The sequence below is a fragment of the Orenia metallireducens genome (genome assembly GCF_003001995.1).
Classification (GTDB): Bacteria; Bacillota; Halanaerobiia; order Halobacteroidales; family Halobacteroidaceae; genus Orenia; species Orenia metallireducens_B.
Genome location: NZ_PVNB01000001.1, coordinates 89,692 through 115,454 on the forward strand (window position 1 = coordinate 89,692; position 25,763 = coordinate 115,454).

Annotated in this window: 19 protein-coding genes; all 19 read right to left on the bottom strand. The window is 31.9% G+C overall.

Annotated elements, in window-relative coordinates; translation table 11 throughout:
- Positions 1–16: 16 nt before the first annotated feature.
- The 19 genes from BX659_RS00450 to BX659_RS00540 all read right to left on the bottom strand — a co-directional run bounded on the left by BX659_RS00450 (position 17) and on the right by BX659_RS00540 (position 25,736).
- Complete coding sequence (locus tag BX659_RS00450) at positions 17–1,366, bottom strand: GH1 family beta-glucosidase (RefSeq protein ID WP_097016570.1); 1,350 nt, start codon at positions 1,364–1,366, stop codon at positions 17–19.
- 449 nt (positions 1,367–1,815) lie between these two features.
- Positions 1,816–2,946 carry an MFS transporter gene (locus tag BX659_RS00455; protein ID WP_097016569.1) on the bottom strand — a complete coding sequence of 377 codons (1,131 nt, stop codon included), beginning with the start codon at positions 2,944–2,946 and terminating at the stop codon, positions 1,816–1,818.
- Between the two features lie 224 nt (positions 2,947–3,170).
- Complete coding sequence (locus tag BX659_RS00460; protein ID WP_097016568.1) at positions 3,171–4,541, bottom strand: cellulase family glycosylhydrolase; 1,371 nt, start codon at positions 4,539–4,541, stop codon at positions 3,171–3,173.
- A 550-nt stretch (positions 4,542–5,091) separates the two neighbouring features.
- Positions 5,092–5,361 (bottom strand): glycoside hydrolase family 2 protein, encoded by a 270-nt coding sequence (locus BX659_RS00465; RefSeq protein WP_097016567.1) that lies wholly within the window; start codon positions 5,359–5,361, stop codon positions 5,092–5,094.
- Positions 5,362–5,686: 325 nt separating this feature from the next.
- A complete protein-coding gene (locus BX659_RS00470; RefSeq protein WP_172431811.1) occupies positions 5,687–7,291 on the bottom strand; it encodes a methyl-accepting chemotaxis protein in 1,605 nt (534 codons plus the stop codon).
- A gap of 466 nt (positions 7,292–7,757) precedes the next feature.
- A complete protein-coding gene (locus BX659_RS00475; RefSeq protein WP_097016565.1) occupies positions 7,758–8,594 on the bottom strand; it encodes a formylglycine-generating enzyme family protein in 837 nt (278 codons plus the stop codon).
- A 228-nt stretch (positions 8,595–8,822) separates the two neighbouring features.
- Positions 8,823–11,018: an InlB B-repeat-containing protein gene (locus BX659_RS00480; protein ID WP_097016564.1), complete on the bottom strand. Its 2,196-nt coding sequence runs from the start codon at positions 11,016–11,018 to the stop codon at positions 8,823–8,825.
- Positions 11,019–11,364: 346 nt separating this feature from the next.
- Positions 11,365–11,985, bottom strand: a complete 621-nt coding sequence (locus BX659_RS00485; RefSeq protein ID WP_097016563.1) for a hypothetical protein — start codon at positions 11,983–11,985, stop codon at positions 11,365–11,367.
- A 99-nt stretch (positions 11,986–12,084) separates the two neighbouring features.
- Entirely contained in the window at positions 12,085–13,080 is a 996-nt protein-coding gene (locus BX659_RS00490; RefSeq protein ID WP_097016562.1) for a hypothetical protein, read from the bottom strand.
- Between the two features lie 278 nt (positions 13,081–13,358).
- Positions 13,359–13,475 (bottom strand): Com family DNA-binding transcriptional regulator, encoded by a 117-nt coding sequence (locus BX659_RS00495; RefSeq protein WP_097016561.1) that lies wholly within the window; start codon positions 13,473–13,475, stop codon positions 13,359–13,361.
- A 98-nt stretch (positions 13,476–13,573) separates the two neighbouring features.
- Complete coding sequence (locus BX659_RS00500) at positions 13,574–14,785, bottom strand: glycoside hydrolase family 130 protein (RefSeq protein WP_097016560.1); 1,212 nt, start codon at positions 14,783–14,785, stop codon at positions 13,574–13,576.
- Position 14,786: 1 nt separating this feature from the next.
- Positions 14,787–16,001 (bottom strand): AGE family epimerase/isomerase, encoded by a 1,215-nt coding sequence (locus tag BX659_RS00505; protein WP_097016559.1) that lies wholly within the window; start codon positions 15,999–16,001, stop codon positions 14,787–14,789.
- A gap of 330 nt (positions 16,002–16,331) precedes the next feature.
- Positions 16,332–17,327, bottom strand: coding sequence for a glycoside hydrolase family 130 protein (locus BX659_RS00510; RefSeq protein WP_097016558.1), 996 nt, complete (start codon positions 17,325–17,327; stop codon positions 16,332–16,334).
- 106 nt (positions 17,328–17,433) lie between these two features.
- Positions 17,434–17,664, bottom strand: coding sequence for a hypothetical protein (locus BX659_RS00515; protein ID WP_097016557.1), 231 nt, complete (start codon positions 17,662–17,664; stop codon positions 17,434–17,436).
- 481 nt (positions 17,665–18,145) lie between these two features.
- On the bottom strand, positions 18,146–19,174 hold the full coding sequence (locus BX659_RS00520; RefSeq protein ID WP_106231473.1) for a LacI family DNA-binding transcriptional regulator: 1,029 nt from the start codon (positions 19,172–19,174) through the stop codon (positions 18,146–18,148).
- A gap of 369 nt (positions 19,175–19,543) precedes the next feature.
- On the bottom strand, positions 19,544–21,190 hold the full coding sequence (locus BX659_RS00525) for a methyl-accepting chemotaxis protein (protein WP_181186392.1): 1,647 nt from the start codon (positions 21,188–21,190) through the stop codon (positions 19,544–19,546).
- Between the two features lie 194 nt (positions 21,191–21,384).
- Positions 21,385–22,245 (bottom strand): carbohydrate ABC transporter permease, encoded by an 861-nt coding sequence (locus tag BX659_RS00530; protein WP_106231476.1) that lies wholly within the window; start codon positions 22,243–22,245, stop codon positions 21,385–21,387.
- 15 nt (positions 22,246–22,260) lie between these two features.
- Positions 22,261–23,211: an ABC transporter permease gene (locus BX659_RS00535; protein WP_106231478.1), complete on the bottom strand. Its 951-nt coding sequence runs from the start codon at positions 23,209–23,211 to the stop codon at positions 22,261–22,263.
- A 743-nt stretch (positions 23,212–23,954) separates the two neighbouring features.
- Positions 23,955–25,736, bottom strand: coding sequence for a sensor histidine kinase (locus BX659_RS00540; RefSeq protein WP_181186393.1), 1,782 nt, complete (start codon positions 25,734–25,736; stop codon positions 23,955–23,957).
- Positions 25,737–25,763 lie beyond the last annotated feature (27 nt).

A 25,763-nucleotide genomic window follows, 5' to 3' on the forward strand; every position in this document is an offset into this window, starting at 1 on the left:
AATACTTCTCTGACTATTACTTATCAACTCCATTATTAGTGATTACTTCTTTATACCAATGAGCACTTTCCTTTAAAGTTCTTTCACAAGTATCATAGTTAACATGTATAATCCCAAACCTTCTATCATATCCAAACGCCCATTCAAAATTATCCATTAAAGACCAGACATAATAGCCTTTTAAAGGTACTCCTGCTTCTATTGCTTGATGAGCTTTAATAAAGTGTGCTTTTAAATAATCTTTTCTCCTTTGATCATATACTTTCCCATCTGCTGCTACTTGATCATCAAAGGCTGCTCCATTTTCTGTAATATATAAGTCCAGCTTTGTATGATTTTGATATAGATTCATCAATAAGTCATATAGACCTTTAGGATAAATTTCCCAATCCATTGCAGTATATCCACTTTCCTCTGTTCTCATATATTCTGCTTGTAATAAACCTGCCTCAGAATTATGTTTAACCAAAGCTCTACTGTAATAGTTAATACCTAAAAAATCTGTTGGCTCTTGAATAATCTCCATATCTCCTGCTTTAATATCTAGCTCTCCATACTCTTCTCGATAAATTTGAGCTAACTTATCTGGATACTTTCCCTTAAATAATGGATCTAAAAACCAATCATTATTATAGTCATTTACTAGCTCTGCTGCTTGTTGATCCTCTTTGCTATCAGTTAAGGGATATACAGAATTAAGATTTAAAGTAATTCCTATCTCACCTTCTAAGCCTAACTCTCTAAATCCTCTTGCCGCTAGACAATGAGAAACTAATAAGTTGTGTGCTACTTGTAAAGCCAATTTGTGATCTTTAAAACCTGGGGCATGTTCTCCTGTAGAGTTACCTAAAAAAGCAACTACCCAAGGTTCATTATGAGTAATCCAACGCGAAACCAGATTCCCAAAATGCTCAAACATTATTTGGGAATATTCTACAAAATAATTAATAGTATCTCTATTGCCCCAGCCCCCTTTATCCTGTAAAGCCTGAGGTAAATCCCAATGGTATAAAGTAATTGCTGGTTCAATTCCAGCTTCTAATAATTCATCAACCAATCTTTTATAAAAATCTAATCCTTTCTGATTAACTTTTCCTGTTCCCTGTGGCAATATTCTAGGCCAAGAGGTTGAAAAACGATAAGAGTTAAGACCTAACTTCTTCATCAACTGTACATCTTCCTTGTAGCGATGATAATGATCACAAGCAATATCCCCTGTATCACCATTTAAGACCTTACCTGAAGTATGACTAAACTTATCCCAAATAGACTCCCCTTTACCATCCTTTTGATAAGCCCCTTCAATCTGATAAGAGGCAGTTGCTGCTCCCCACACAAAATCTTCTGGAAAATATAATTTACTCATTTAGGCACCACCTTAATTAAATTATTATTAGTTAAAAATTACTAAATCAATCTCCATATATTTGTTTATATTATCTAACTATCTTCTCAAAACAGTTTTATTTATAATATTTAATTGTGGCTCTTCCACGACTTTTGTGAAAAATAGTTTAAAACATTATTTTTTGCCACGAATTAACACGAATCCACACTAATAAAAACATAAAAATAAAATAATTTATAAAAGTAAAAAATTGTTTTGATTCGTGAAAATTAGTGTACATTAGTGACTAAAAAATCATATTTTATATGTTTGAGGTTTGATTTTTGAATCTTAATTAAAATCTAAAATTAGTATTAATCACAAAGTTCATTGTTGAACCTTAATTGTTCTAAAGAAGTCACTTTCAAACTATCAAACATAACTTAAAATTTGACTTTTATAAGTAACCTTTAAATCTTCAACATCTATTAAACAGCTTTAATTTTATCTTGGCTATTTAAGAATATAAAATAAATTATACCTGTTAGTACAGCTACCAGACTGAGATAAAGATAAAGACTACTTCCTCCTAACTTATCATAGATCACTCCACCAATTAAGCTGGCAAAGATAGCACTGATACCACTAGTAGTAGCATATAAATTTTGGCCGGTAGCCTTAAACTTATCTCCACTATTTAAATTTATAAAGTTAATAGCAGTTACATGGAATAGACCAAAGGTAATACTATGTAGTAACTGTGAAGTCAAAATTATACTTGGTACAGCAAAGATCGATAATATAAACCACCTTAAAGCATAAGCTAGGGAAGAAACCAATAAAATATTCTTTAATTTAAACTTAGAGATAATCTCTTCAGAGAAATAAAATATAACCATTTCACTACCAGCAGAGATCATCAAAGCTAATCCAATTAAGAACTCTTTACCTCCCTGGTCAATTAGATATATCGGAAAATAAGTATTATTTATATGAAAGGTTATATTAATAAAGAAAGCAAAAACTATAAAAGATAATAGACCCTCATTTTTTAATAAAAATTTAAAATCACTAAAGCTAGCAATCTCCATTTCCACATTACTCTCTGGTAATGCTTTAACTGCTACTAGAGCAAATACTAAGGTGAATCCACACAAGTAAAAAATGGTGCTAGGATCAATTATCTCTAATAAATACCCTACCACTGCTACCGATATGGTATACCCTAAAGAACCCCAGATTCTATACTTTCCATACTTAGAACCTTCTTTGCCTAAATAGCCTAATAGTTGGGCATCAGCTAGTGGTGTGATAGGATTCCAAAAGACTGAAAAGATGGTCATAATCAAAATAACTATTAAGAAATTATCAGTTAATAAAAAAGAAAAACCAAATAATATCATACCTATAATAGCAAACATTAGTAATCTTTTATTGATCCGATAATAATCAGATATAAGACCCCAAATTGGCAAAGTCAATAAAGCAACCCCTTTGGCAATCCCATTAATTAAACCAATCTGGCTTGGTGTAAAGCCTAAAAATTTAAAATAAATATTGATATAACTTAATCCTGCTATGGCTATAAAAAATAATAAATTAAAAATTTTAAAGTACATTTTATCACTACCTAACTACTATAGTTTTTAAATTTAATTAATATATCTAAGCTGTCAATAATGATACCTTTATTAGTTTAAATCATTGTACATCAAATATCTAATCAATTTTATCCATAGAATAATATATAATTTTGATAAGGAAGGACATTAATGTCCTTCCTATTGTTTTTCAAACTATCATCTTTAACCTACTATTAATCTGCAGATTTTTACTAAACTATCTAATTACTTATTACAAATTGATCTATATCTATCCAGCCCCAACTTGATTGTACTTTAATTGTATTTTGACCAGCATTTAAATAAACATTGCCTAGATCTAGATCAACAAAGTTCGAGTTCTGTGCAAAGAATTTCTCACCTAAGTTCTGGCCATTTACAATCACATAGTTGTATTTATCACTATATGGTGAAGCATATCTAATTTTAAGGTTATAGTTGCCTGCTGACTCTACATTAATTGTTACTTGTACATAATCATTTGTATTATCAAACCCAGTAACATATCCAGAGCCATTATATCCTGAACGACTAGTACTATTACCTACACCAGAAAGGTAACCATCTTCTGCTTGGGCTACAACATTAGTCCATGTGCCAGAACCATCTCCACTATCTCCATTAGAGGCATCAAACACTGAAGCAATGGCAGAAGTCTCTCTAATTCCATTGGATCCATTAATTAAAACATTTCCCCACTCAGTATAGCTAGACCCTGACCAATCAGTTACTATATCAAGGTAAATCCAATTATCACCATTTCCATACCATGACCATCCGATATAGCCTACACCCTTTTGCTCAGAATAGCTCATAATAGTTGCTTCATCAACATCTCCATCGGTATGCCTAATCCCAAATTCTCCTATACTAAGAGCTAAACCTTGATTAATTACACCATCGATATTATCCTTGACTTGCTGTGCAGTTCCCCCTGCATATTCATACATATGGATTGAAAACATTGTATTTCTTTGTGGATCAGCATTAAATACTTCTGTTCCATAATCATGGATTGACTGTGGGTATTGACCCCAGCCTGCAGCATCTACCATCAATGTATGATTTAATCCTGCTGCTCTCAATCTAGGAATCTCTTGCTTATATCCTGCTGCCCAGGATGAACCATTCCAAGTACCATACCATTCATTGGCAATATTGATAATCACGGTATCTTCTTTACCAATCAGAACATCCTTCATACTAATCCAATAATCTACAGCATTTGTTAAACTACTCGAACTATCTAGACCAGTAGTATCATGAACATCTAAAACAGCTATTAAATTATTCTGCTCACATAAATCGATAATATGGCTTACTGTACTAATATCATCATAACCCCATGTCTCTCCATCTCCCAAGGCTACTCTGACTGTATTTGCTCCTGTAGCTGCAATCGCTGGAATTGCTACATCTTCATTACCCTTCCACCAAGCATGAGCATGGTTGATACCTCTCATTACAAATTCATTACCATTAGCATCATATAACCTTCCATTCTGTACATAAAACCCATCTGCTGCATAGACATTAGTAGCTACCAAAGATAATGCCAACAAAAATACTAAAGCCAACATTCTTCTTTTCATTGAAATTCCTCCTAAGTTTTTAATAATTGTCCTCAGTATAAATGCTGATTGCAATCTCGACTTAGTAGGCGGGAATAAACACTCACTTAAATAATTATAAACTTATAACCAACTCCCCTATTTAAATAACTAATTCTATAAGTACATAATATTATAGGATTAATATATTTCTTATAGCTTTGATAAACAATTATAACCTTTGTTATAATTATAAAATTAATTGATTAAATAGATATCGATAATTAATATGTGATTTAGCACTATATAGATTTAAATTATAAGTAAGCAATACTGAGATTCTTTACAAACAAACTAAAAAAAGAATTGACCATCATAACTGCCCTTGACAATATTAGCTTCTAAAAACTAGTTACATCTAATAGATCTAATAGACATCACCTCCTTAATAGAGTGATTTTAAAATGGCATTTTAGAGAGATAATGGGACACTTTGTTCTTTGGTGGTTGAGTAGTTAGGGGGTAGATAGTTGGGAAAAACCTAACCATCCAACCAACTACCCACCTAATACCAAAAATGTCGCAATACCCCCTATCTATAACTCTCCCATAAAGACCTTACCCTTAACTGCTCTTTTAAATCTTCTAGGCTAATATCTTGATAAATATCTTCTTTTTTAATCTCCAATACCTTAGTTTCATTTGCAGACAGATCAAAATAATTGTCTGTATAAAAGGGATCTTCTATTATCCCAGCTACTAATAAATCATTTAAGACAGAACCTGGTACTTCTGCTCTAATCCACTCCTGATCAGCTAACTTTCTCATCTTCCAACTTCCATTTAAACTCAAACTTATCATCATTACACCTCCATTATCAGTATCTTTTCTACAATCCCAACTACTTATCTAAGACCTAGCCATAAAAGCTATCAATGAAAGCAAACTAATCCTCAGTACTTATAGAGTTTATATCTAATTGTTCTTGTAAATATAGCAGAATCAATTTATCTAATTCTTTACTTAATTCTAATAACTCTTCATCGTCTGCTTGATTCAAATCATAAGCACATAATTTGGCTCTCAGAGTAAGAATATCTTTGTATAAACTGCTCTTAATCTTTATCGATACTCCCCCCTTATTTAATAACTTTTATCTTAGAAATAACTTTATTGAAATTAAAAACTACAATTTGAACTCTTTAATTAACTGGTCTAATTCCTGTGATAAAGCAGATAGCTCTTCTGCCGATCCAGTTATCTCACCCATAGCTATCGATTGCTCTTTAGTAACATCAGAAATTTGCTTACTCTCAATAGATAGCTCATTACTGAATTGAGCTATTCTCTTCATCTCATCTAAAACACCATTTATCTTCTTGGCGATTGTGTTAAAAGTATCTTCTGATTCATCTAATCTTTTAGAGCCTTTAACAATCTGAGAATTATTAGCTTCTATACTAGCTAAGACCTTTTTAGTTTCCATAACAACTCGCTCAGTAATAGATCTGATATCATCTATAGAGTCTCTAGTTTGAGTTGATAAAGCTCTAATCTCATCAGCTACTACTGCAAATCCCCTACCATATTGTCCTGCCCTAGCAGCCTCAATAGCTGCATTTAATGCCAATAGATTTGTCTGCTCAGAGATATTAGAGATAACCTCAACTATATCCTCTATCTCTTCAGTTGCTTGACTGAGATTAGCAATTAATTGACTAGATTCATAGGATGAATCCAATACATCCTTCATCTCTATCTGGGTATTTTTCATCTCCACCAATCCATTTTGGGATAGATCATTAACCTCATTAGCTGCACTTACTACCCCTTTATAATAATCTACAAGTTCTTTATTACCTAAGGAAAACTCTTGAGATGAAGCTGCTATCTGATTAATAGCAGTACTAGTATTTTCACTGATGGCATGTAGTTCCTCACTAGTAGTAGAGGTATCTTCAGCAGCTGTTGTTATCTTGCCAATGATATTTCTTAAGTTATCTACCATTGTATTAATAGATTTTGATAGCTTACCTATCTCATCTTCACTATTATAATCAATCTTTTCAACACTTAGGTTCCCTAAAGCAACCTGATTACTGATATTAATAATCTTATTCAAATTTTTCTTAATCACCTTACTAATTATAGTTATCAACACTGCCCCTAACGCAATCGAGCTTAATACCGAAATAATTAGGATAAAAATAGTATTATCAATACTCCTGTCAGCAGCTGTCATAGCCTTTATTCTATCTTGATTGATTAACTTATCGAATTCTTTTAATACAATCTCTAAATTATCAGTATTAACTGATATCTTATTCCTTAATAACCATAGAGAGATACTGCTTCTACTCTTCTCTACCTTAGATATAATATCTTCATTGAATATTTGATTATTAACTCTATCTTTCTCTATGATTGCTGCTAAAAATTGATCGATCTTCTCCCCTTGAAGCTCTAATCTTAATCTCTCTAAAAGTTGGTTAACCTCTTCAGTTGCTTCTCTAAACTCCCTTTTCAATTCAATATTTTTCCCTTGAGATATAATATAGTCGGCAGTAATCGTATTCTTCTTAGAGAACAGAGTTTCTAGCCTTTTGACCATAAGTGATAAGTCACTTTTATTATTAAGTTCTACAATATCAGATTCTAAAGACAATAATAAATTATAAACAATAGTAGTAGAGAGGATGAAAAGTAAGCTGATAAGTATTATAGTTATTATATACTTTGCACCAATGTTTAAATTATTGAACTTGTTTTTGATAAAGTCTAAATTCTTCAAAATAATCATCCCCTTTCTATAAATTTTTATAATTTCTTATATATAGCAAACTTACTACTACCTTTTTAGTTAAATTATAGACTTATGATAAAATTCTATAATAGCAAAAACAATAAACTAAGAACAAATATTCTACTCTACACCTTATTTTAGACTATTGAACAATTATCTTTTCTCTTAACTAGAGTTTTTTTATTTTATCTTTTAGGTTTTGGAAAAGTAAGCGGTATATGTGATTAAACAAAAAATTAAATATAATCAATAAAATTTCAGTAACCATAAAAATTTAATTAATAGTACTAGTGTTTTTCCTGATTGTAATGATTTTTTGCCTACTTTTTTATCTATAGAAAAAAGGTAGGTCGCCATTAGGCGAAACCTAATTTCAAAATTCATGGTGAAAATATAAATATAACCATTAATTTTTACTTATCCAAAAAGATATATTTTATAAACAACTTAAAAGTCATCTAAGCAGAGTACATGTTATCCTAAAACCATTATCAAAACTCATATTATCAGGTAAGTTACTCAATCTATCATCAAAAAAGATACGAGCAGCATACTTATTATAAAACCAAGAACCACCCCTTAAAACCCTTCTCTCAAATTTAGAAGTAGATTCCCAAGCATAAATCCATTCCATTACATTTCCACTCATATCATAAATTCCTAATTCATTGGCTGACTTCTGACCTACAGGGTGAACACCTTTACCTAAGAATAAATTATTATCTTGATTCTGACTATTTTCCCAATACCATGCTACCTTATCTAAGTTCTTAGCACCTGCATAAATAGTATCATTACCATCTCTCCCACCACGAGCAGCATACTCCCATTCACTATCTGTTGCTAAGCGATACCCTTTGGCTTTAGAGATATCTTCAATTAATAATTCACCTTCATTATCATATACTTGCTCAAGACCCTCTTGTTGGCTTAACCAATTACAATAAAATATAGCTCCATACCAACTGACAAGGATTACTGGATAATCTTCTTTCCCTTTTTTTACAAGAAATTGACTCTTTTTATACTCTATAGCTTGATAATCATTAACAGCTATTATCTGTCTTCCTTGATAATAACCTTCTGCTGATACCCCAGCTCCATTAAGAAAAGCAACAAACTCTCTATTTGTAACTTCATACTTACCTATATAATAATCATAATTAACTTTGACTACATTGCTACCTGCTTTAACCAATACCATATCCTTCTCTTCTACAGCCCCAGCAATATCAGTAACTAAGGTAATTACAACTATTATAGGAATGATTAAATAAAGCATCTTCTTCATATTAACGCTCCTCCCAAGTAGTTAGTATTAGAAGCAGTCAAATTAATTAGGGTGAGTATGATATTATAAAACATCCCATACTCACACTATCTTATATATATATGGCATTAAAGATTTAACATTTCAATTAGCTATGGGTTTTAACCCGTAGCTTCTGTAGGACTCATAATATCGCCACAGGTTAAAACACTGTGGCTAATGATTCTTTTTCGCCGTATATATAGCAACTTACTTATATACCTTTTGATACAATTTAATATTATCTAGATAAACTGGTCCTGCATATTCTAAATTTTCACCTACTATCCCTATTCTCATATGCTCTTTTCCACTCATATCATATTTCTTTTCACATTTAATATATAGATACTCATTACCATCAATAGTTACAGTCTCTGCATCTGCTACAGTCACATCAAAATCACCCATTCCAATAGTAGACCACCCTGGTTCAACTACAGCATATGGTTTGATTTTACCTTTAGCAGATAAACCTGCTTTAGGTAGATAAATTTCAAAAGAAACTTTATTATAATCTGATAACCCCTGTAACGACCAATGAACTACTCTTGTTTCATCCCAGCTACCACCTGACCAATTAACATCTACTTTTAAACTTCCTCCATTGAAATTAGAATGTACAACCTTTGAGATTAAAGTATCCTTATCTGCTATCCAACCTTCTAAGTCATTAGAAAAGTCAATATCTTCTCCCAATACATACATAGCAGTTTTATTTCTAACTGTTACTTCAACAGATTTCTCTAAAAGAGTACCGCCAGCTAACTTAGCCTCTACTATTCCAGTTACAGCTTCCCCTTCTGCTTCTTTGCTTGTATCCCAAGTACCAACATAAATTCCTTCTCCTTGAGCTACTAGCTCAACCTCTTGCTTAGGAGTCTTATAAGTAACTTTAGAAACCTCTATACCTCGAGCTAATACAGTTGCTTTAACCTCTACTTTTCCTTTAACATCTGTTACTGCTTTTGGACTGTTCAAATATAAAGCAGGCTTTCTATTATCTATCCCTGTATTAAATAAAGTAGCATAATCAGCTAGTAAATTAGCAGTCTTGCTCCCTTCAACAATACGGAATCCATCATAATCTGGATATAAGCCATCCTCATCAGCACCACTTCCAGTATCGATACCACTTAAAATCCAGAACACACTCCCATCTATACCATTTTCATAAATAGCTTGATTCCATAAGTCATAAGCTAAGTCTCTATTGGCATCACTTTCAGCATTGATTCCATACTCTTCTATTATAGCTGGCTTATTAATCTGATTAGCAAATTCAGCATGGGTCTTAATCCACTTCAATCCAGCGTTAATCTGATCTGACCAATCATCTCCCCAATGATCTGGATATAAATGGACTGTACCATAGTCAATATTAGAAAGGCTAGTTAATCGCTTCCAATCAACACCTTCCCAGCCACCATAACCATATATCTGACCAATCTCGCCAGTCTCTTCGTTAATATTTTGATATTCCTTACCTTCAAGGTGAATAAAGTGACCTTCATCTCCTACTGCCAGCAGATGATTGCTATCTATACTCTTAACATAAGCACTCATCTCTTCTGCCCAATTGACCAAAGTATCTCCAGATTTATCAGAGGCAGCTCTTGGTTCATTAGCCAACTCCCAAGAGAAGATTGTAGGATCTTCTTTATAAGTCAATCCTGTGTAAGTGTTCTTTCTATTTAAGAGATATTTGACATAATCTTTATAGGCTTTTTTAATCTCTTCATTGCTATAGAAATCATCATGCTCATCAGCACTAGCTACCCATTTGACATATTGATTCATCCCACCAAAATCATTCCAATTATTAACAAAAGGTATAAGTAATTTAATACCTTCTTCTCCTGCCTTCTTAATTGCATAATCAAGCTTTTTAAATCCACTCTCATCATAAACACCAAGCTCTGGTTGCATTACATTCCCATCATGAGCTTCTCCATCTAAAAAGCCCCAAATTCTGATTACCTCAACTCCCATTGCCTTGGCATCTTCAATAACATCATCAACCATCTCTTTATCTTTATAGTGGAAGTAATAATTATTAGTTCCTACAAATTTGAACTCTTGATCCCCCAACATAAATTTATCACCTTCAGCCCGCACAAACTCAGCTTTCTCAAACATAGCAGTGATATTCATATCACCAGTTGCCACTACTTCTACTGGGTTTTGAGTTCCTGTTAAACTTCCCCGCCACTCTTTAAACTTCCATCCAGCAGCTGGAATAGCTTTTATCATTGCAGTATCATTTTGCTGATTTACCTCTCCATCAACAGTTATCTTACCTTGACCGATTTGATTGGTTTTTACAGATACATTTCTACATCCTACTAAGGTGAAGGTTAAAATTAATGTAAATAAGACTAGTATTATTTTTTTATTTTTTAGCATAGTTACCCTCCTATGTGCTGAATAATAATTAAGGTTCTTCAACGAGTTTTGTGAAAATACCATATTTAAATTATTTTAAACATTTCTTTGCAACGAATCTCTCGAATTAACGCGAATTTAGATCAAGAACTTTTAAATCTTTAATTTAGTCTTTTAATCTCTAATTCGTGGGATTCGCGTTAATTTGTTGCTACTAATCTTAGTTTTTTAAATATATTTTAAACTTTAATTTCTATTTTTTTCTTGTAAATAAGATTATCTTTAATCACAAAGTTTGTTGTTGAACCATAATTAAATTAGACAAAGTGCCAAAAAAATCTTTGGCACTTTGTTGTTGTAAACTTAATTAGAATTTAACTGTATATTTAACTTCATAGTAATCTTGAGTCTTTCCAGAGTAGACCTCAGTACTATCACCATCATTATCTTTGTCATTTTCATCAAAAGTAGTCTTACCATAAGAGAATGCTATCTGGCCAGTATTTAATTGTTTAGTCAACTTAGTATAGAAGTTTGTAGTAAAATCTCCATCACTTAATAACTCTTTATGATCTGTTGCATAGTTACCAGCATAAATATCTAAGCTATTAGTAGAGAGTTCTGTATATAAGCTCAATCCTTCAAAAATTGTATAATCTGTCTTAACCATAACGGTCTTAGTACCTCTAAATTCATTTGCTTCCCAATCTAATTCACCGTCTGTGTGAACTATAAAGTCTGTATTTAATCTAGTAGTTGGCTTATAATTTAAAGCAATTTGACACTTATAGTCTTCCATTCTATCATAGTCATCATCATCACTAGCTGGCTGTTTAAATAGCTTACCTGAGAAGTATGATTTTAGACCTGCTTTCTGGTTAAATTTCCAATCATAATAAACCTTACCATACCAGCTGATAAAATTAATCTCATCATCATTATCTCGACTATAACCATACCACTGGTCTGTATAAAATCCAGTCTTCATATCATTTGCTAAATTAACATCTGCCTTAAGATAACGCTTACCATGCTTTTTAAAATTAGCACTGGAATCACCAATATATTTTTGCCATAAGTCTTTACCTTACTCTTTCCAGAAAGCTTCAACATAAACATTACCAAAGGACTTACCAGCCTTAGCAGCCCAACCAATTGCATCTCCATCAGCTTCACTACCAGCTAACTCTCCAGCCACATTGACACCTTTAAATAATCCTTGGGATATATTATGATCTGCTGTTACATATGCTGTAGCATCATTGTCTATTAAATCCATCTTATCTGACTCAAACTTGTCATCTCCAGCTTCACCTAACAGACCTGCTGTCATTGTAGTGGAATCTCCTAAAGCTCTTTTAGCTTTTAACATAAATAATTGTGATTCTTCTTGAATTCCATTCAAATCCCATGCTTCTGTATTCTCAGTTGCATCTCTATTTACTTTAGTTAAGATACTAGCATAGACTTCAGTTGATCCAACTGTTTTAGAGAAATCAATACCCGCTGTTTGATTTTCTATCTCTTGGTCTCCTTCATAATCATCTTTATCACCTGGTCCCCAGCCATTAACAGAATACCAATCTCTTTCGTTACGAACTTTATCTACTACTGCATAATCTTTAGCTGAGAATAAGCCTAACTGGTCTCCAGAATCCCTTCCATTACTCCTATAAAATGCTCTAAAATCTCCACCAGAAAGCTTACCAGTTAATTCAGTCTTGCCTAAACCAAAGACTGCACTTCCTAAATCTCTATCAGTTCCAATCCTTTCAATATCACCATAATCAAAGGTTGCTAAACTTGAATCTTTATCAGCAAGCTTAAGCTCTGTGGCTAATTGCCAGTTATCATTGAAATCATAATCCATATTCAATCTAATATCAGCTTCAGTATCAAGCTCTTGAGCATCATCTTCATCATCTGAACTAACAATTACCTCTACACTACCACTCATCTTTAGTTTAGAAGTAGAAGATTTATCCTCCACCTGCTTCTTTTCTGTTTCGGCAGCAAATGCTACACCTGTTGCTAAAGTCAAGACTAACATGAATAATACCAATGAAAAAACTTTTTTCTTCATAAATATTCTCCTCCTTGTTATGTTTTTATATTGATGATTAACTCATCATAGATGCTTTATTGCATCCTCAAAGAAGAGAGCGCTTCTAAACTTATTAACTTATTGCTCCTCTACTCTTTTATAGTTAATGGAACAATAACTATTAATTATTATCTTATAACTGCTACTAGATTAAAGTCCCATTATATCCTAAGTAATAATTCTACTTACTCCTTATAACTAGTTAATATATAAAAACCCACTACTAAGTAAAATCTTGATTACTTAGTAGTGGGTTTCTAGAACCTCTCTAATTTATTAATTTTTCCACATCTAGGGCATTTAACAACAACTTTTCCCTTAAAGTCATAATCAAGTAATCTCTTATTACAATGATTGCATCTAAATTGTTCCATAAGTATCACTCCCTAGAATTGAGTATTATAAAGACAATGAGAAAGTTTAGTATGGACTTTATATCTATATATAACTCATTACTATCTATCCAAAATTATTAGTCAATCAAATCAGCAATAGACCCATCTTCTCCAAGCAATTCTGAATTCTTAGCAATCAATTCATTCCGTTGAGCTACACAAGCATGGGAACGTAATGGATCTTTAGGAGTATTAGTCACATAATCAACTAGTTTATCAACTGTAGTAGTCGCTACATGGCATCTCATATCACTAGAGGCATAATAGATAAATACTTCTCCATTATCTTGAGCTATCACTCCATTAGTAAAGACAACATTTCCTACATCCCCTACAAACTCATCACCCTTAGGAGCAATCAAGTGTCCACTTGGGCTGTGAGTTACTTGATAAGGTTTCTCTAAATCGGTCATAAAAGCATAAATTACATATCTTAAGCCTGCAGCAGTATTTCTAACACCATGGGCAATATGCAACCACCCTTTATCGGTCTTAATAGGTGCTGCTCCTTGACCATTTTTAACCTCTTTGATTGTATGATAGATTCTCTCATCAACTATGATCTCTTCCTCAATCACAGCATTCTCAATATCTTCAGCCAAGCCCCAACCTATTCCTCCGCCACTTCCAGCAGAGATAAACCCATCTTGTGGTCGAGTATAGAAAGCATACTTGCCATCAACAAATTCTGGATGTAATACTACATTTCTCTGTTGAGCAGAAGGGCTCTTTAAATCAGGCAGCCTCTCCCAATCTTTTAAGTTCTTTGTTCTAGCAATTCCAGCTTGAGCTACTGCACTTGAAGTATCCCCTTTAGGAGCATTAGGATCCTTTCTTTCTGTACAGAATAATCCATAAATCCAGCCATCTTCATGCTTAACCAATCTCATATCATAGACATTAATATCTGGGTCTTCAGTCTCAGGCATTAGGATTGGATAATCCCAGAATTCAAAACCATCGATCCCATTATCACTCTCTGCTACTGCAAAGAAGGATTTTCTATCATTACCTTCAACTCTAACTACCAAATAATACTTCCCATCTAATTCGATTGCTCCTGGATTAAATGTAGCATTAATTCCTAATCTCTCCATCAAATAAGGATTAGTCTTATAATTTAAATCATACTTCCAATGTAATGGAGCATGCTCATTTGTTACTACTGGATATTTATATCTATCATAGATTCCATTCCCTAACTCTTCTTTCTCATTAGGTCTACTGATTAGCTGTTGATAATTCTTATAAAGAGCCTTTAATCTATTATTGAACTCTGCTTTTGTCATCTTAGTTCATCTCCCTTTTTATCTTTTCTAATCTATTAACAATCTCAAAACAAGCTCTACCATTATGGTATGGCCCCTTCCAAGAATTAACTTTAGAGATCTGATTATTTACTATTCCCTCTTTAGATACCATCCAGAACCACTCATCATACTCTTGATCTATAATCCTCTCTTCAATAAAGCTCCAAATATTCTTAGCAACTTCTAAATACTTATCTTCGTCTGTCAATTGATAAGCATTTAAAAACCCTACTACCGCCTCAGCTTGTGGCCACCAGTGTTTGTCACTGTCTATAATTCCTGTCGGGTCACCTTCATATAAGACTGCCCAATCTTCATCAAGACCTTCTTCATAAGTAACCTCAGCCATCTTTACAGCAATCTCTGCTACTTTCTCTATAAGCTCTTGATCTCCCAATACTTCAGCAGCTTCATATAATAACCAGCTTCCTTCAATGTCATGGCCATAAGAGAATAGATCAGACTTAGAAGTCCATTTTTCATCAAAGAATAGTATAAAATGATAAGTTTGAGAATCAATAATATATTCAATTGTTACTTCTATAAGTTCTTTTAATTGCTCTTCTAATCTTTTATCCTTCCAAACTCTAAATAGATTGGTATATGCCTCTAAGATATGAAGATGGGTATTCATAGATTTCTTTTCATTCATATCCTTCTCACTTAACCTCAAGTCTTCTAATTCATTCCACTCTCTAGAGCAGGCTTCAATATATCCTTTATTTTCACTATCATAACTATACCTTTCAATTAATTCAAACAATTCAATAGCCTGTTCTAAACTTTCCTCTTTTCCTGTTGCCAGGTAATACTCTGAGAAAGCATAGATAGAAAAAGCTTGACCATAGATCTGCTTTCTATCATTTACTACATTCCCTTGAGAATCTAACATCCAATACATTCCAGCATACTCTTTATCCCAAAAATTTTGTAATAAATAATCATAAGCTCTGTCAGCTATCTCTAAATATCTTTGATCTTCTAATTCTCTATAAGCTAAGGAAAATGCCCATAGAATCCTAGAATTTAGAATTAGACCCTTTTCTGCTTCCTTATTAATAAGCAAATCATTTGTTATCTCTCCATAAAAGCCTTGATTCTCTGTATCTATAGCATTATCTATCCAAAAATTAAAGATATTTTTAGTCTCTTGCTCTACCTGTTTTTGAAATTGACCCTTTAACAAAGCAGTCATCTTCTCTCCTCCTTATATTTAAAAATTAACTTCTTGGCACATAATCTATCTCTGCTAAACTTATTTGAGGAGAAGCATAGTGCCTAATCTTTTAACTCTATCTTCAGATGATTTTTATACGTTGTGCTAAGTAAATTTTAATACTAATAATCTCTTTATGGGGGATATTGTGACAATTTCGTGTCGGGAACCAGGAATCTGGAATCAGTATAGTTTACAGGTTCCTGATAACTGATTACAGATTCCTAAAAGTGTTGTAATATCTCTCTATTGTATTAACTCCTCTACTAACATAAGCTATCAAAATAATTATTTAACTAAATATCAAAATTAAAATACTTCAGAATTAGCTTTAATGTACTCAACCAACTCATTTACTTCACAATAAGCTACAGCGGTGTAAGTATCAGCTGCACCATAATAAATAGCGATTCTTCCTGTATCAGCATCATGCAAGGTTGCACATGGGAAAGCTACATTAGGTACAAAGCCTGTAGTTTCATATTCCTTTTCAGGAGTTAGTAAGTAGTCACGAGTTCTATAAAGAACCTTACTTGGATCATCGATATCCAAAATAGTTGCCCCCATACTATAGACATAGCCATTACAAGTTCCAGATACACCATGGTAGAACATTAACCAGCCCTCTGTAGTTTCAATTGGAGCAGGTCCACCACCAATCTTAGTACCTTGCCACCAGCCAGATCCACCATTAGACATAACATGACGATGTTTACCCCAATAAGTCATATCCTTACTTTGGCTTAAGAAGATATCTCCAAAAGGAGTATGCCCTGTATCACTTGGACGATTCAACATTACAAAATGATCATTGATCTTTCTTGGGAATAATACTCCATTTCTATTAAATGGAACAAAGGCATCTTCTAATCTTGTAAAGGTCTTGAAGTCTTTAGTCATTCCTACACCAATTGTTGGTCCATGAAATTCACTACACCATAGGATATAATAAGTATCCTCAACTTTAACTACACGAGGATCATAAGCATAACCTGGTTCAGCCTCATTACCATCTGCATCTACCCAATTAATAGTTTCATCTTCAAATTCCCAGTTTAAGGCGTCCTTGCTTCTGCCAAAGTGTAAATGTGCTCTTCCATTCTTATGGTCCATTCTAAAGACACCTACAAATTCTCCCTCAAAAGGAACTACTGCACTATTATAAACTCTTGCCGCAGATGGAGTCGGATTCCAATCAGTAATTGGATTAGCTGAATGACGCCAAACAACTTGGTCACAACCTTCTGGTTTCTCTTCCCATGGCATATTTTTTAAACTTTCTCCTATAATTTTAACTTTGCTCATTTATGTCGCCTCCTAAATTAATTACTATAAATAATTATCAAAATTTAATCTAAAGCACCACCAGTAATACCAAGGTTAACTGTTTAGATTCATAAAACCTATCATTTCACCTTTTCTCTTGATAAATATCAATTAAATCCAAACCTCTTCCTGCATCTTTGAAAGTTACTAAAGCTTTTGATCCAGAACCTGGTTTTATTACCATAATATCTGGATCATTTCCAGAGATAAAGGATGTTTTGATCTGTTCAGGATAAGCACCTGTATCAGCAGTATTATTAGCACCAGAACAACCTACTAAACTAATAGCTAAGACTACAGTTAATGTTAAAGTCATATTTTTTTGTTAAACATTAATAATCTCCTTCTTTAATTTGATTTTACAGCTAGAGGTTAACAAGTGTTATAGTATTCCTTCCTACCTCCTATTTGAATTTTACTTAAAGCTTCTAACACTTTACAACTTAAAAATTCAATAAAAAACCACCTTCTATGACTATCTTAAAAAGATAGCATTAATACCATCTCTTTAAGATAGAAGTAAAGGTGGACTTATACTCTTATAGTCTTATGCACTTCTTATTTTATATTTCATTCGCAATTTAGGGGATATTGAATAATTACAAAATAAGAATTAAGCTGTTTAGCTCATACACCTCTATATTATCTAAAGGTGAAGTTATTATAAGATATGAAGCTAACATAATTGTAAAGTGTCCTTTATTACTTACTTCTTGTTTATGTTATATTCTTATAAAATTATACCCTTATAATCTTATAGCAATTTATATAAAATAATATTTATTAGTAAGCTATCCTTATTCTTCATCAACTTCTGCAACAGAATCCCTTATAATAGTTTCTACAGAGATAACCAACTTCATAGGGTTTACTGCAATCCCATTAATTAATTCATATAACCTCTTACCAGCCATCTGACCCATCTCTCTTTTAAAGATTCTCACAGTCGTTAATGAAGGAAGTAAATGCTGTGACATATCTATATCATCAAAGCCTACTATAGAAATATCTTTAGGAACTGAATATCCCAACTCTTGTACCGCTTTCATTGCTCCAATAGCTAATTTATCATTAGCTCCAAAGATTGCTGTAGGCTTAACTTCAACTCTACTAAACATCTCTTTTATAGCCTCATAGCCATCTTCGATTTCAAAGCTTGGTTCACAAAAGATGATGAAATCATTTTTCTTTTCTATTCCAGCCTGCTTAAGAGACTGTTTATATCCAATATATCTCTCATCTAATGAAACATGACTTAAAGGACCTGATAAAAATGCTATCTTTTTATGCCCTAATTCTATTAAATGATTGATAATCTTTCTACTTCCATTTACATTATCATTGACTACACAGTCAAGGTTCTCATCCCATAAATCATTATCAACTAAAACTACTGGAACACCCTTCTTTTTAACACTTAAAATCAAATCCTTATCAATCTCATAACCAGCAAAGATTAAACCAGCAATCTCTTTTTCATCAATCCAATTACTAATATCTGCTATGGTATCTTCTGCTGTAATAGTCTTGAAGAAAAGATGGTAATTGTAATCCTTTAAAGCTACTTCTACACCTTCCATTACATAACTATAAAAATGGTTAAGTGCTAAATTTTGATTCAATTTATTATTAAAGATTATAGCTATATTTTTAGATTCCTCAGATTTACCATTACTGTTTCTAGATTTATAACCTAACTGTTGAGCAATAGCCAATACCTTCTCTTCCGTTTTTTCAGAAATTCTTCCTTTGTTATTAAGAACTCTTGAAACAGTAGAGGGAGATACATCTGCCTTATCAGCTATATCTTGTATAGTGACTTTCATAATTATCACCTGTTCCTACTTTTTATTTTCTTGCGCAAACTTTGCGCAAGTTCGATTTATCAAACTATTTAAGGTAATATTCACTTATTAAATTATTTATTATTCCCCTCTAACTTAATCTTATTATAATATATTGCAAAAGATTATGCAAGTATTTTTTCTATTTTTCCTTATTTTTGCTCGATTTTTTGCGCAAAAAATTGCGCAAAAACCATTTGATAACTGTTTAAACCTTTAAATTTAGCCTTTTCTATATCCTTCTTTAATATAGGTAGAATAGAAAATTTTATTTTTCCCTAAAAATTTTAAATAGTAAAGACTCTTCTTAAAGTTAGAGGGACTTTCCTTAAATTGATCCTTAATCATAAATTATTTTTTCAATCTTTGATTTGCTTCTACTACCTGATTGATAGCCTCCAACTGTTCTTGAGATATATCTGCTCCTTCTTTAATCTTAAAGTATAAGTTGCTAATCGCATGAGTTACTTCAGTCATTAAACCTTTTATCCTTTCAGCTGAATTCAAGGTCTCTTCAGTCTGAGCAGCTACCTCTTGACTAGAAGCCGAAATCTCTTCAACTACTGAATTAAGTTGCTCACTAGAGATAACTTGTGTCTTAGAAGATGAAACTACGGCTTTCATCTTATTTTTAACTTGTTTTGATAAATTACTAATCTCATCAAAGATATCGATAATACTCTCTTGAGACTTATCCTTAGACTTACTCATTACAGCAACAGCAGACTCTACCACCTCTTCAATCTCTTTGGTAATACCTTTAACCTCTTTGGTAGCCTCTATACTCTCAGTTGCCAACTCCTTAATCTCTTCTGCTACTACAGCAAATCCTCTACCATGCTCACCCACCCTTGCAGCTTCGATAGCAGCATTTAAAGCCAATAAATTGGTCTGATCTGTTATGTGCATAATCTTATCAGAAATATTTTCTATCTTATCAGCACTTCTTCTCAACTCCTGCATTGTATCAGCAGTCTTATGAATAATTTTAGTCCCTGATTCTATCTTCTGACTGGTATTCTCGATACTTTGATAAGTATCCTTACCAGCATTGGAAATCAGCTTAGCCTGTTGTGATAATTGTTTAACCCCTTCTTGAACCTCTTGTAGCGATATTGATACCTCATCCACAGCAAAAGCTACCTCTGCATTTCCAGAGATTAAATCCTTAATCACAGCAAAAGCCTGACTAATCTCCTGATCTACATCATCAGCAATCACCTCCATCTCCAAAGATCTATCAGTCACAGACTTTACCTTATTAGCAGCTTCATGTGTTCTTTCCTTAATTATACTAGTCAACTTAGCAACTCCACAAGAGATAATCACTCCTAATGTAATTCCAATTAGAAGACTCAAGATGACTATTATAATTAATCTTTTTTTAATATTATCATTATAACTAATTACCTGTTGAATATCTTGCTCTAATTGCTCCCAACTCTTTTGATTTAAATCCCAATTAGCTAAATTAATATTAAGAATAAGTTTGTCTAACTTTTGCAACTTCATCTTTTTTATAATAGTGTCTCCTTGAATCTCGGCTAATTCTACAAGATCATCTTTAAAATTATTATTTAATTCTCTAACATCATCTAGTTTAATCAATATTTCTTCATCATCAACATATTCTCTTAAATTATCAATATAATTATTTAAGGGATTAATCTCCAAATCATCTGACCTCATCAAATTGCTATATACCCGATAAGCATTAATCTGATTTAAGAAAGAATCTCTAGCTATTGATGAATTCAACTTAACAGTTGGTATAACTCTTTGTTGTAATTTATTGATCTTATCACTAATCTGATTAGTATTCTGCCAAACTAATTGACCAGTTAGCAAACTGATAAATACCAATACTAAAAACCCCACCTGAACCTGTCTGAAGATAGTTATACCAGATAATAAATTCATCAAAGAATTTACTAAAATATCTCTACTATTATTAGCTTTAGGCTTTAATTTTTGGATAAAGACCTTTAATTCCTTCATCTTATCAGATCCTTTCTTGATATTTTTACAAATCATTTGTCCAAAAAAGCTTTCCTGTATGTTGCTTAATATAATTTAGTTCATAATCAGTTGACTAAATATAGTATATTATCTATATTTATAAAAAAAACAATCTTTCCTACCTCAAAAGAGATACAAAAGATTATTTTTTAAAGCCATTATTTTAATAAAAGTTAACTCTTTACTGCTCCTATTGTAAGTCCTTCTACAAAATATCTCTGTAAAAATGGGAATAAACACATTACAGGGAACATAGTCACTATAATACTAGCCATCTTTACACCTTCAGCAAAGACCTTCTTCTCTTGTCCAGCAGGTAAGTTTTGAGTCATCTCACCAGCACTCTGTACAATATTTCTCAACACTAACTGTAAAGGTTGCTTACTAGCCGTTTGAATAAATAACATTCCATGCCACCATTCATTCCAACGCTCTACTCCATAATATAAAGCAAAAGTAGCTAATACTGGTAAGGACAATGGTAATATAATCTTAAATAATATTACTAAATCATTAGCCCCATCTATCTTAGCAGACTCTTCTAATTCTTCAGGCAACTCTTCAAAAAATGTTTTAACTATAATCATATACATCGGCCAAAAACCTATTGGCAGAACCATAACCCAAAGATTATTCATCAACCCTATGTTTTTGATTAATAAATAATAGGGAATCAAGCCACCACCAAAATAAACTGTAAAGATAATTAGATGCATAATTAATTTTTTTCCTGGTATATCTTTAGTTAAAGCATAAGCAGTTGTAACAGTTAAGAACATATTATAAATTACTCCTGCTACTGTTACAAATAAAGTTACCAAAAATCCATTCATTATTGATTTAGAGCTAAATACAAATTGATAAGCACTTAATGTAATCTTTTTAGGAAATAACATAAAAGGTGTCTTTACATAAACATCTTGTGGTACTAAAGAAACTAAAATTGAATTATAAAAGGGATACAAGATAGCAATAGCAAACAAAGTTAAAAGTGTACCTATTACTAAATCTGTCTTAGTAAATTTCTTTTTCATAGTTTTAAACCTCCTCTATATGATTCCAGAATGCCCCATCTTCTTGGCCACTTTGTCAGCTGTCAATAATAAGATTAAATTAGTAACTCCTTTGAACATACCAACTGCCGTACTGACCCCAAAATCAGGTGCCCTTTCAAAGGTAATCCTGTAAACATAGGTATCTATAATATCTGCAACATCATAAACTGTAGGATTATACATATTAAAGATCTGCATAAATCCTGCATTCATCAGCTGTCCAATACTTAATAGTAACATAACGACAACTAACCCTTTAATACTAGGCCAAGTGATATACTTAATCTTCTCCCAACGATTAGCACCATCTATTGTTGCTGCTTCATATAGAGTTGGATCTATTCCTGTTATGGCTGCCAAATATAAAATAGTCCCCCAACCAGCTTCTTTCCATACCTCAGAATAAATAAGTAAGTATCTAAATATTCCCTTATCAGTCAAAGGAGATATCCTTTCAAATCCCAATATAGACAATAAATTATTGATAGCTCCAGAATTACTAAGTAGATTAATTACAATACCAGATACAATTACCCAAGATAAAAAATGAGGAAATGTATAAACTACCTGTAGTTTCTTCTTGAATTTAGGAGCCCTTAATTCACTAATTAAAATAGCTAAAACAACTGAAATCCAAAAACCTAGCCCTATCTTCATAAAAGCAATTATCACTGTGTTTTTAACTGCATTCCAAAACTCAGCTTCTGAGAATATATACCTAAAATTCTCTAATCCAACCCAAGGACTACCAGTAATCCCCTTATTGAACATAAACTTCTTAAAAGCCAACTGTATTCCATACATAGGAATATATTTAAAGATAAATAAATACAATAATCCTGGCAATAACATCAAATAAAAATACTTATATCTGATTATCTTCTTTAGAAGAGTTGATGTATTCGCTTTTAAATCACCTGTTTTTAACTTTGGTAAAGCATTCATCCTTTACCTACCTCCCTTTTAATATTTTTGTTTAATTCATACTTAATTCCACTAATATTTTGATTTGAAATAATCACTCCTTAGTAGCTGCTAATTTGTTAACCTTATCGGCAGCATGTTTAGTTGCTAATCTGCATCTCTTCTATTTGAAGCTAATTTTAGCTATAATCTATCCTCTACTTTTGAAAGATAAATTTTAATTGAAAAATTAAAATTCCTGTATCTAAAATACTATCTGTTCTATCAAAACAAATAAATTTAATACAGGAATTATATCCTTATATTCTTATATCCTTATATACTCTGCATATAATCTGCTGAAATTTTATTAAAAATATAAAATTTAATCTTAGTTTACGCTAAATAATAATACCAATTCTAGAATTCTTTTTAAGAGCTAATATAGGTGGTGAATTTAAAATGAAACTTAATGGTTATATTACGACACTTTAAGTTTTAGCTACGGGTTTTAACCCGTAGTGTAACATGTCATCATCACCACAGGTTGAAACCTGTGGCTAGTAAATTTATCATTATAAAAAGTGTCGCATTATCTCTATATAGCATTATGGCTAAATTTTATTCTAGATTCACGAACCTATAGGTCGATGAACTCTTAGACTTATATTAGTTATTATTTAGCGATAAACTTCTTATAAGTTAATTATACTTTTTTCTAAGTTAAGATTAAATGTATAAGCTTTAGGTTTCTTTGTAACTAGCTTAGATACCTTATCATGAACCTATGAAGGCAGTCTTATTATAACTTCCGTACCCACATCCTTCTTACTATCTACCTCTAATCCATACTCTTTCCCAAAGAAGAGTTTTATTTTTCTATTAATATTTAACATGCCAATACTTCTCTTCTGAGATGTATGGATATCATCTTCAAACTCACCCTTTAAATAATCCTTTAAAACTTTTAGCTCATCAGCAGCAATCCCTATTCCATTATCCTTTATTTTAAAAATTATATTCTCTTGAGTAGATATTCCTTCAATAGTCAATTTTCCTCTACCTTCTTTTGATTCTAAGCCATGATAAATAGCATTTTCTACAATAGGCTGTAAGATCATCTTAGGCATCTTCCTATCTAGTAACTCCTCTTCAATCTCTAGATCAATCACAAATTTACCTCTAAACCTTATATTCATAATCTTTAAATATTCTTCAATAATTTCAATCTCATCACTTATATTAACAAAATTTGCTCCCTTAATACTATATCTAAATATCTCTGCCATAGCTGTAGATATATCAATAATCTCCTCAACTTGATAGACATAACCTATACTTCTCATACATTCCAAGGTATTGTATAAAAAATGAGGATTGATTTGACTTTGTAATGCAGAAATTTGTGCCTGCTTTTTGTGCAACTTCATCTCATATAAATTTTTTTGACTCTTAATATTCTCTTGAGTTATAGTCTCTATCTTGTAAAGCATTCTATTTATATTTTTAGCAATAAAGCCTATTTCGCCCTCTAAGTCTAAATCTATTTGATGCTTTATACCTTTAACTTCTTCTGCTATAGGGGTTGTGATATATTGTTTTAAATGTTCATCACCAATTTTATTAATAGAATCAACCATAGTAGAGATTGGACTTGTAATATTACGGTTAATTACAAAGCCAATAGCTAATAATAATACCACCATAATCAGCCCAATTATTAAAATCAATAATCTGAAAAAAGATAATTCTTTGGTGACTTCTTTAGTAGGGATAATACTAATAACATTCCAATTAAGATCAGATATATACTTTTTTTGAATAATTGGCATTCTATCTTCGCTACCAATGTAATAACCATACTTCTCAAAGAGATTTCCTTCTTCTTCTTCTAAGTTGGATGTTATAATCCTATCATTCTGGTCTGTAATTCCAAAAAAGGTCTTATCTGAAATAGCAAGCTTCTTAATAAGACTCCTAATATCATTAATATTAAAATATATTATAATAGTCCCTATCTTATTTTCTACATAAGAACTATCATAAATATTAAAAATAGGCATTATATAAAACAGATGATCTCTGCCATTCTCCATATCTGTCACAAACATAGGTTTGGTAAAATCTTTACTAGTAATCTTATACTGCTCTTCTAGTTTCATATAATCATGATAATCAATATGCAGAAAAAAGCTACTTAAACTACCTTTCTTTTTAATAATTGCTATATCAATAATACTATCATTTAAACTTGCTATATAATTGAACATATTCTCTATAAAATTATTCAATCTGACTTTATACAGAGGCTCATCATAAGTTAGAAACTCTTGAACAACTCTATTATAAGCGATTAGATTCCCTACATTTTTGATATCTTTCTTAATAATTCTTAAATTATCTTCTAATTGATTAATACTACTAGTAGTATAGTCTTTAGCCTTCTTTTTCATTGTATAGTATAAATTAATATAAGAAAGGAAACTAATCATAACAATTAAAACAATTGCAATACCAATTAAAAAAGCAATTTGCCTCCTTAATTTAAAGTTCCTAAACTCTTTCATATCTCTCCCCCTCATAAAAGATAACTA

Excerpts from the sequence above, each read along its gene's own strand:
- BX659_RS00450 (WP_097016570.1), bottom strand. The coding sequence starts at position 1,366 with ATGAGTAAATTATATTTTCCAGAAGATTTTGTGTGGGGAGCAGCAACT.
- BX659_RS00455 (WP_097016569.1), bottom strand. The coding sequence starts at position 2,946 with ATGTACTTTAAAATTTTTAATTTATTATTTTTTATAGCCATAGCAGGA.
- BX659_RS00460 (WP_097016568.1), bottom strand. The coding sequence starts at position 4,541 with ATGAAAAGAAGAATGTTGGCTTTAGTATTTTTGTTGGCATTATCTTTG.
- BX659_RS00465 (WP_097016567.1), bottom strand. The coding sequence starts at position 5,361 with ATGATAAGTTTGAGTTTAAATGGAAGTTGGAAGATGAGAAAGTTAGCT.
- BX659_RS00475 (WP_097016565.1), bottom strand. The coding sequence starts at position 8,594 with ATGAAGAAGATGCTTTATTTAATCATTCCTATAATAGTTGTAATTACC.
- BX659_RS00480 (WP_097016564.1), bottom strand. The coding sequence starts at position 11,018 with ATGCTAAAAAATAAAAAAATAATACTAGTCTTATTTACATTAATTTTA.
- BX659_RS00485 (WP_097016563.1), bottom strand. The coding sequence starts at position 11,985 with ATGAAGACTGGATTTTATACAGACCAGTGGTATGGTTATAGTCGAGAT.
- BX659_RS00490 (WP_097016562.1), bottom strand. The coding sequence starts at position 13,080 with ATGAAGAAAAAAGTTTTTTCATTGGTATTATTCATGTTAGTCTTGACT.
- BX659_RS00495 (WP_097016561.1), bottom strand. The coding sequence starts at position 13,475 with ATGGAACAATTTAGATGCAATCATTGTAATAAGAGATTACTTGATTAT.
- BX659_RS00500 (WP_097016560.1), bottom strand. The coding sequence starts at position 14,785 with ATGACAAAAGCAGAGTTCAATAATAGATTAAAGGCTCTTTATAAGAAT.
- BX659_RS00505 (WP_097016559.1), bottom strand. The coding sequence starts at position 16,001 with ATGACTGCTTTGTTAAAGGGTCAATTTCAAAAACAGGTAGAGCAAGAG.
- BX659_RS00510 (WP_097016558.1), bottom strand. The coding sequence starts at position 17,327 with ATGAGCAAAGTTAAAATTATAGGAGAAAGTTTAAAAAATATGCCATGG.
- BX659_RS00515 (WP_097016557.1), bottom strand. The coding sequence starts at position 17,664 with ATGACTTTAACATTAACTGTAGTCTTAGCTATTAGTTTAGTAGGTTGT.
- BX659_RS00520 (WP_106231473.1), bottom strand. The coding sequence starts at position 19,174 with ATGAAAGTCACTATACAAGATATAGCTGATAAGGCAGATGTATCTCCC.
- BX659_RS00525 (WP_181186392.1), bottom strand. The coding sequence starts at position 21,190 with ATGAAGGAATTAAAGGTCTTTATCCAAAAATTAAAGCCTAAAGCTAAT.
- BX659_RS00530 (WP_106231476.1), bottom strand. The coding sequence starts at position 22,245 with ATGAAAAAGAAATTTACTAAGACAGATTTAGTAATAGGTACACTTTTA.
- BX659_RS00535 (WP_106231478.1), bottom strand. The coding sequence starts at position 23,211 with ATGAATGCTTTACCAAAGTTAAAAACAGGTGATTTAAAAGCGAATACA.
- BX659_RS00540 (WP_181186393.1), bottom strand. The coding sequence starts at position 25,736 with ATGAAAGAGTTTAGGAACTTTAAATTAAGGAGGCAAATTGCTTTTTTA.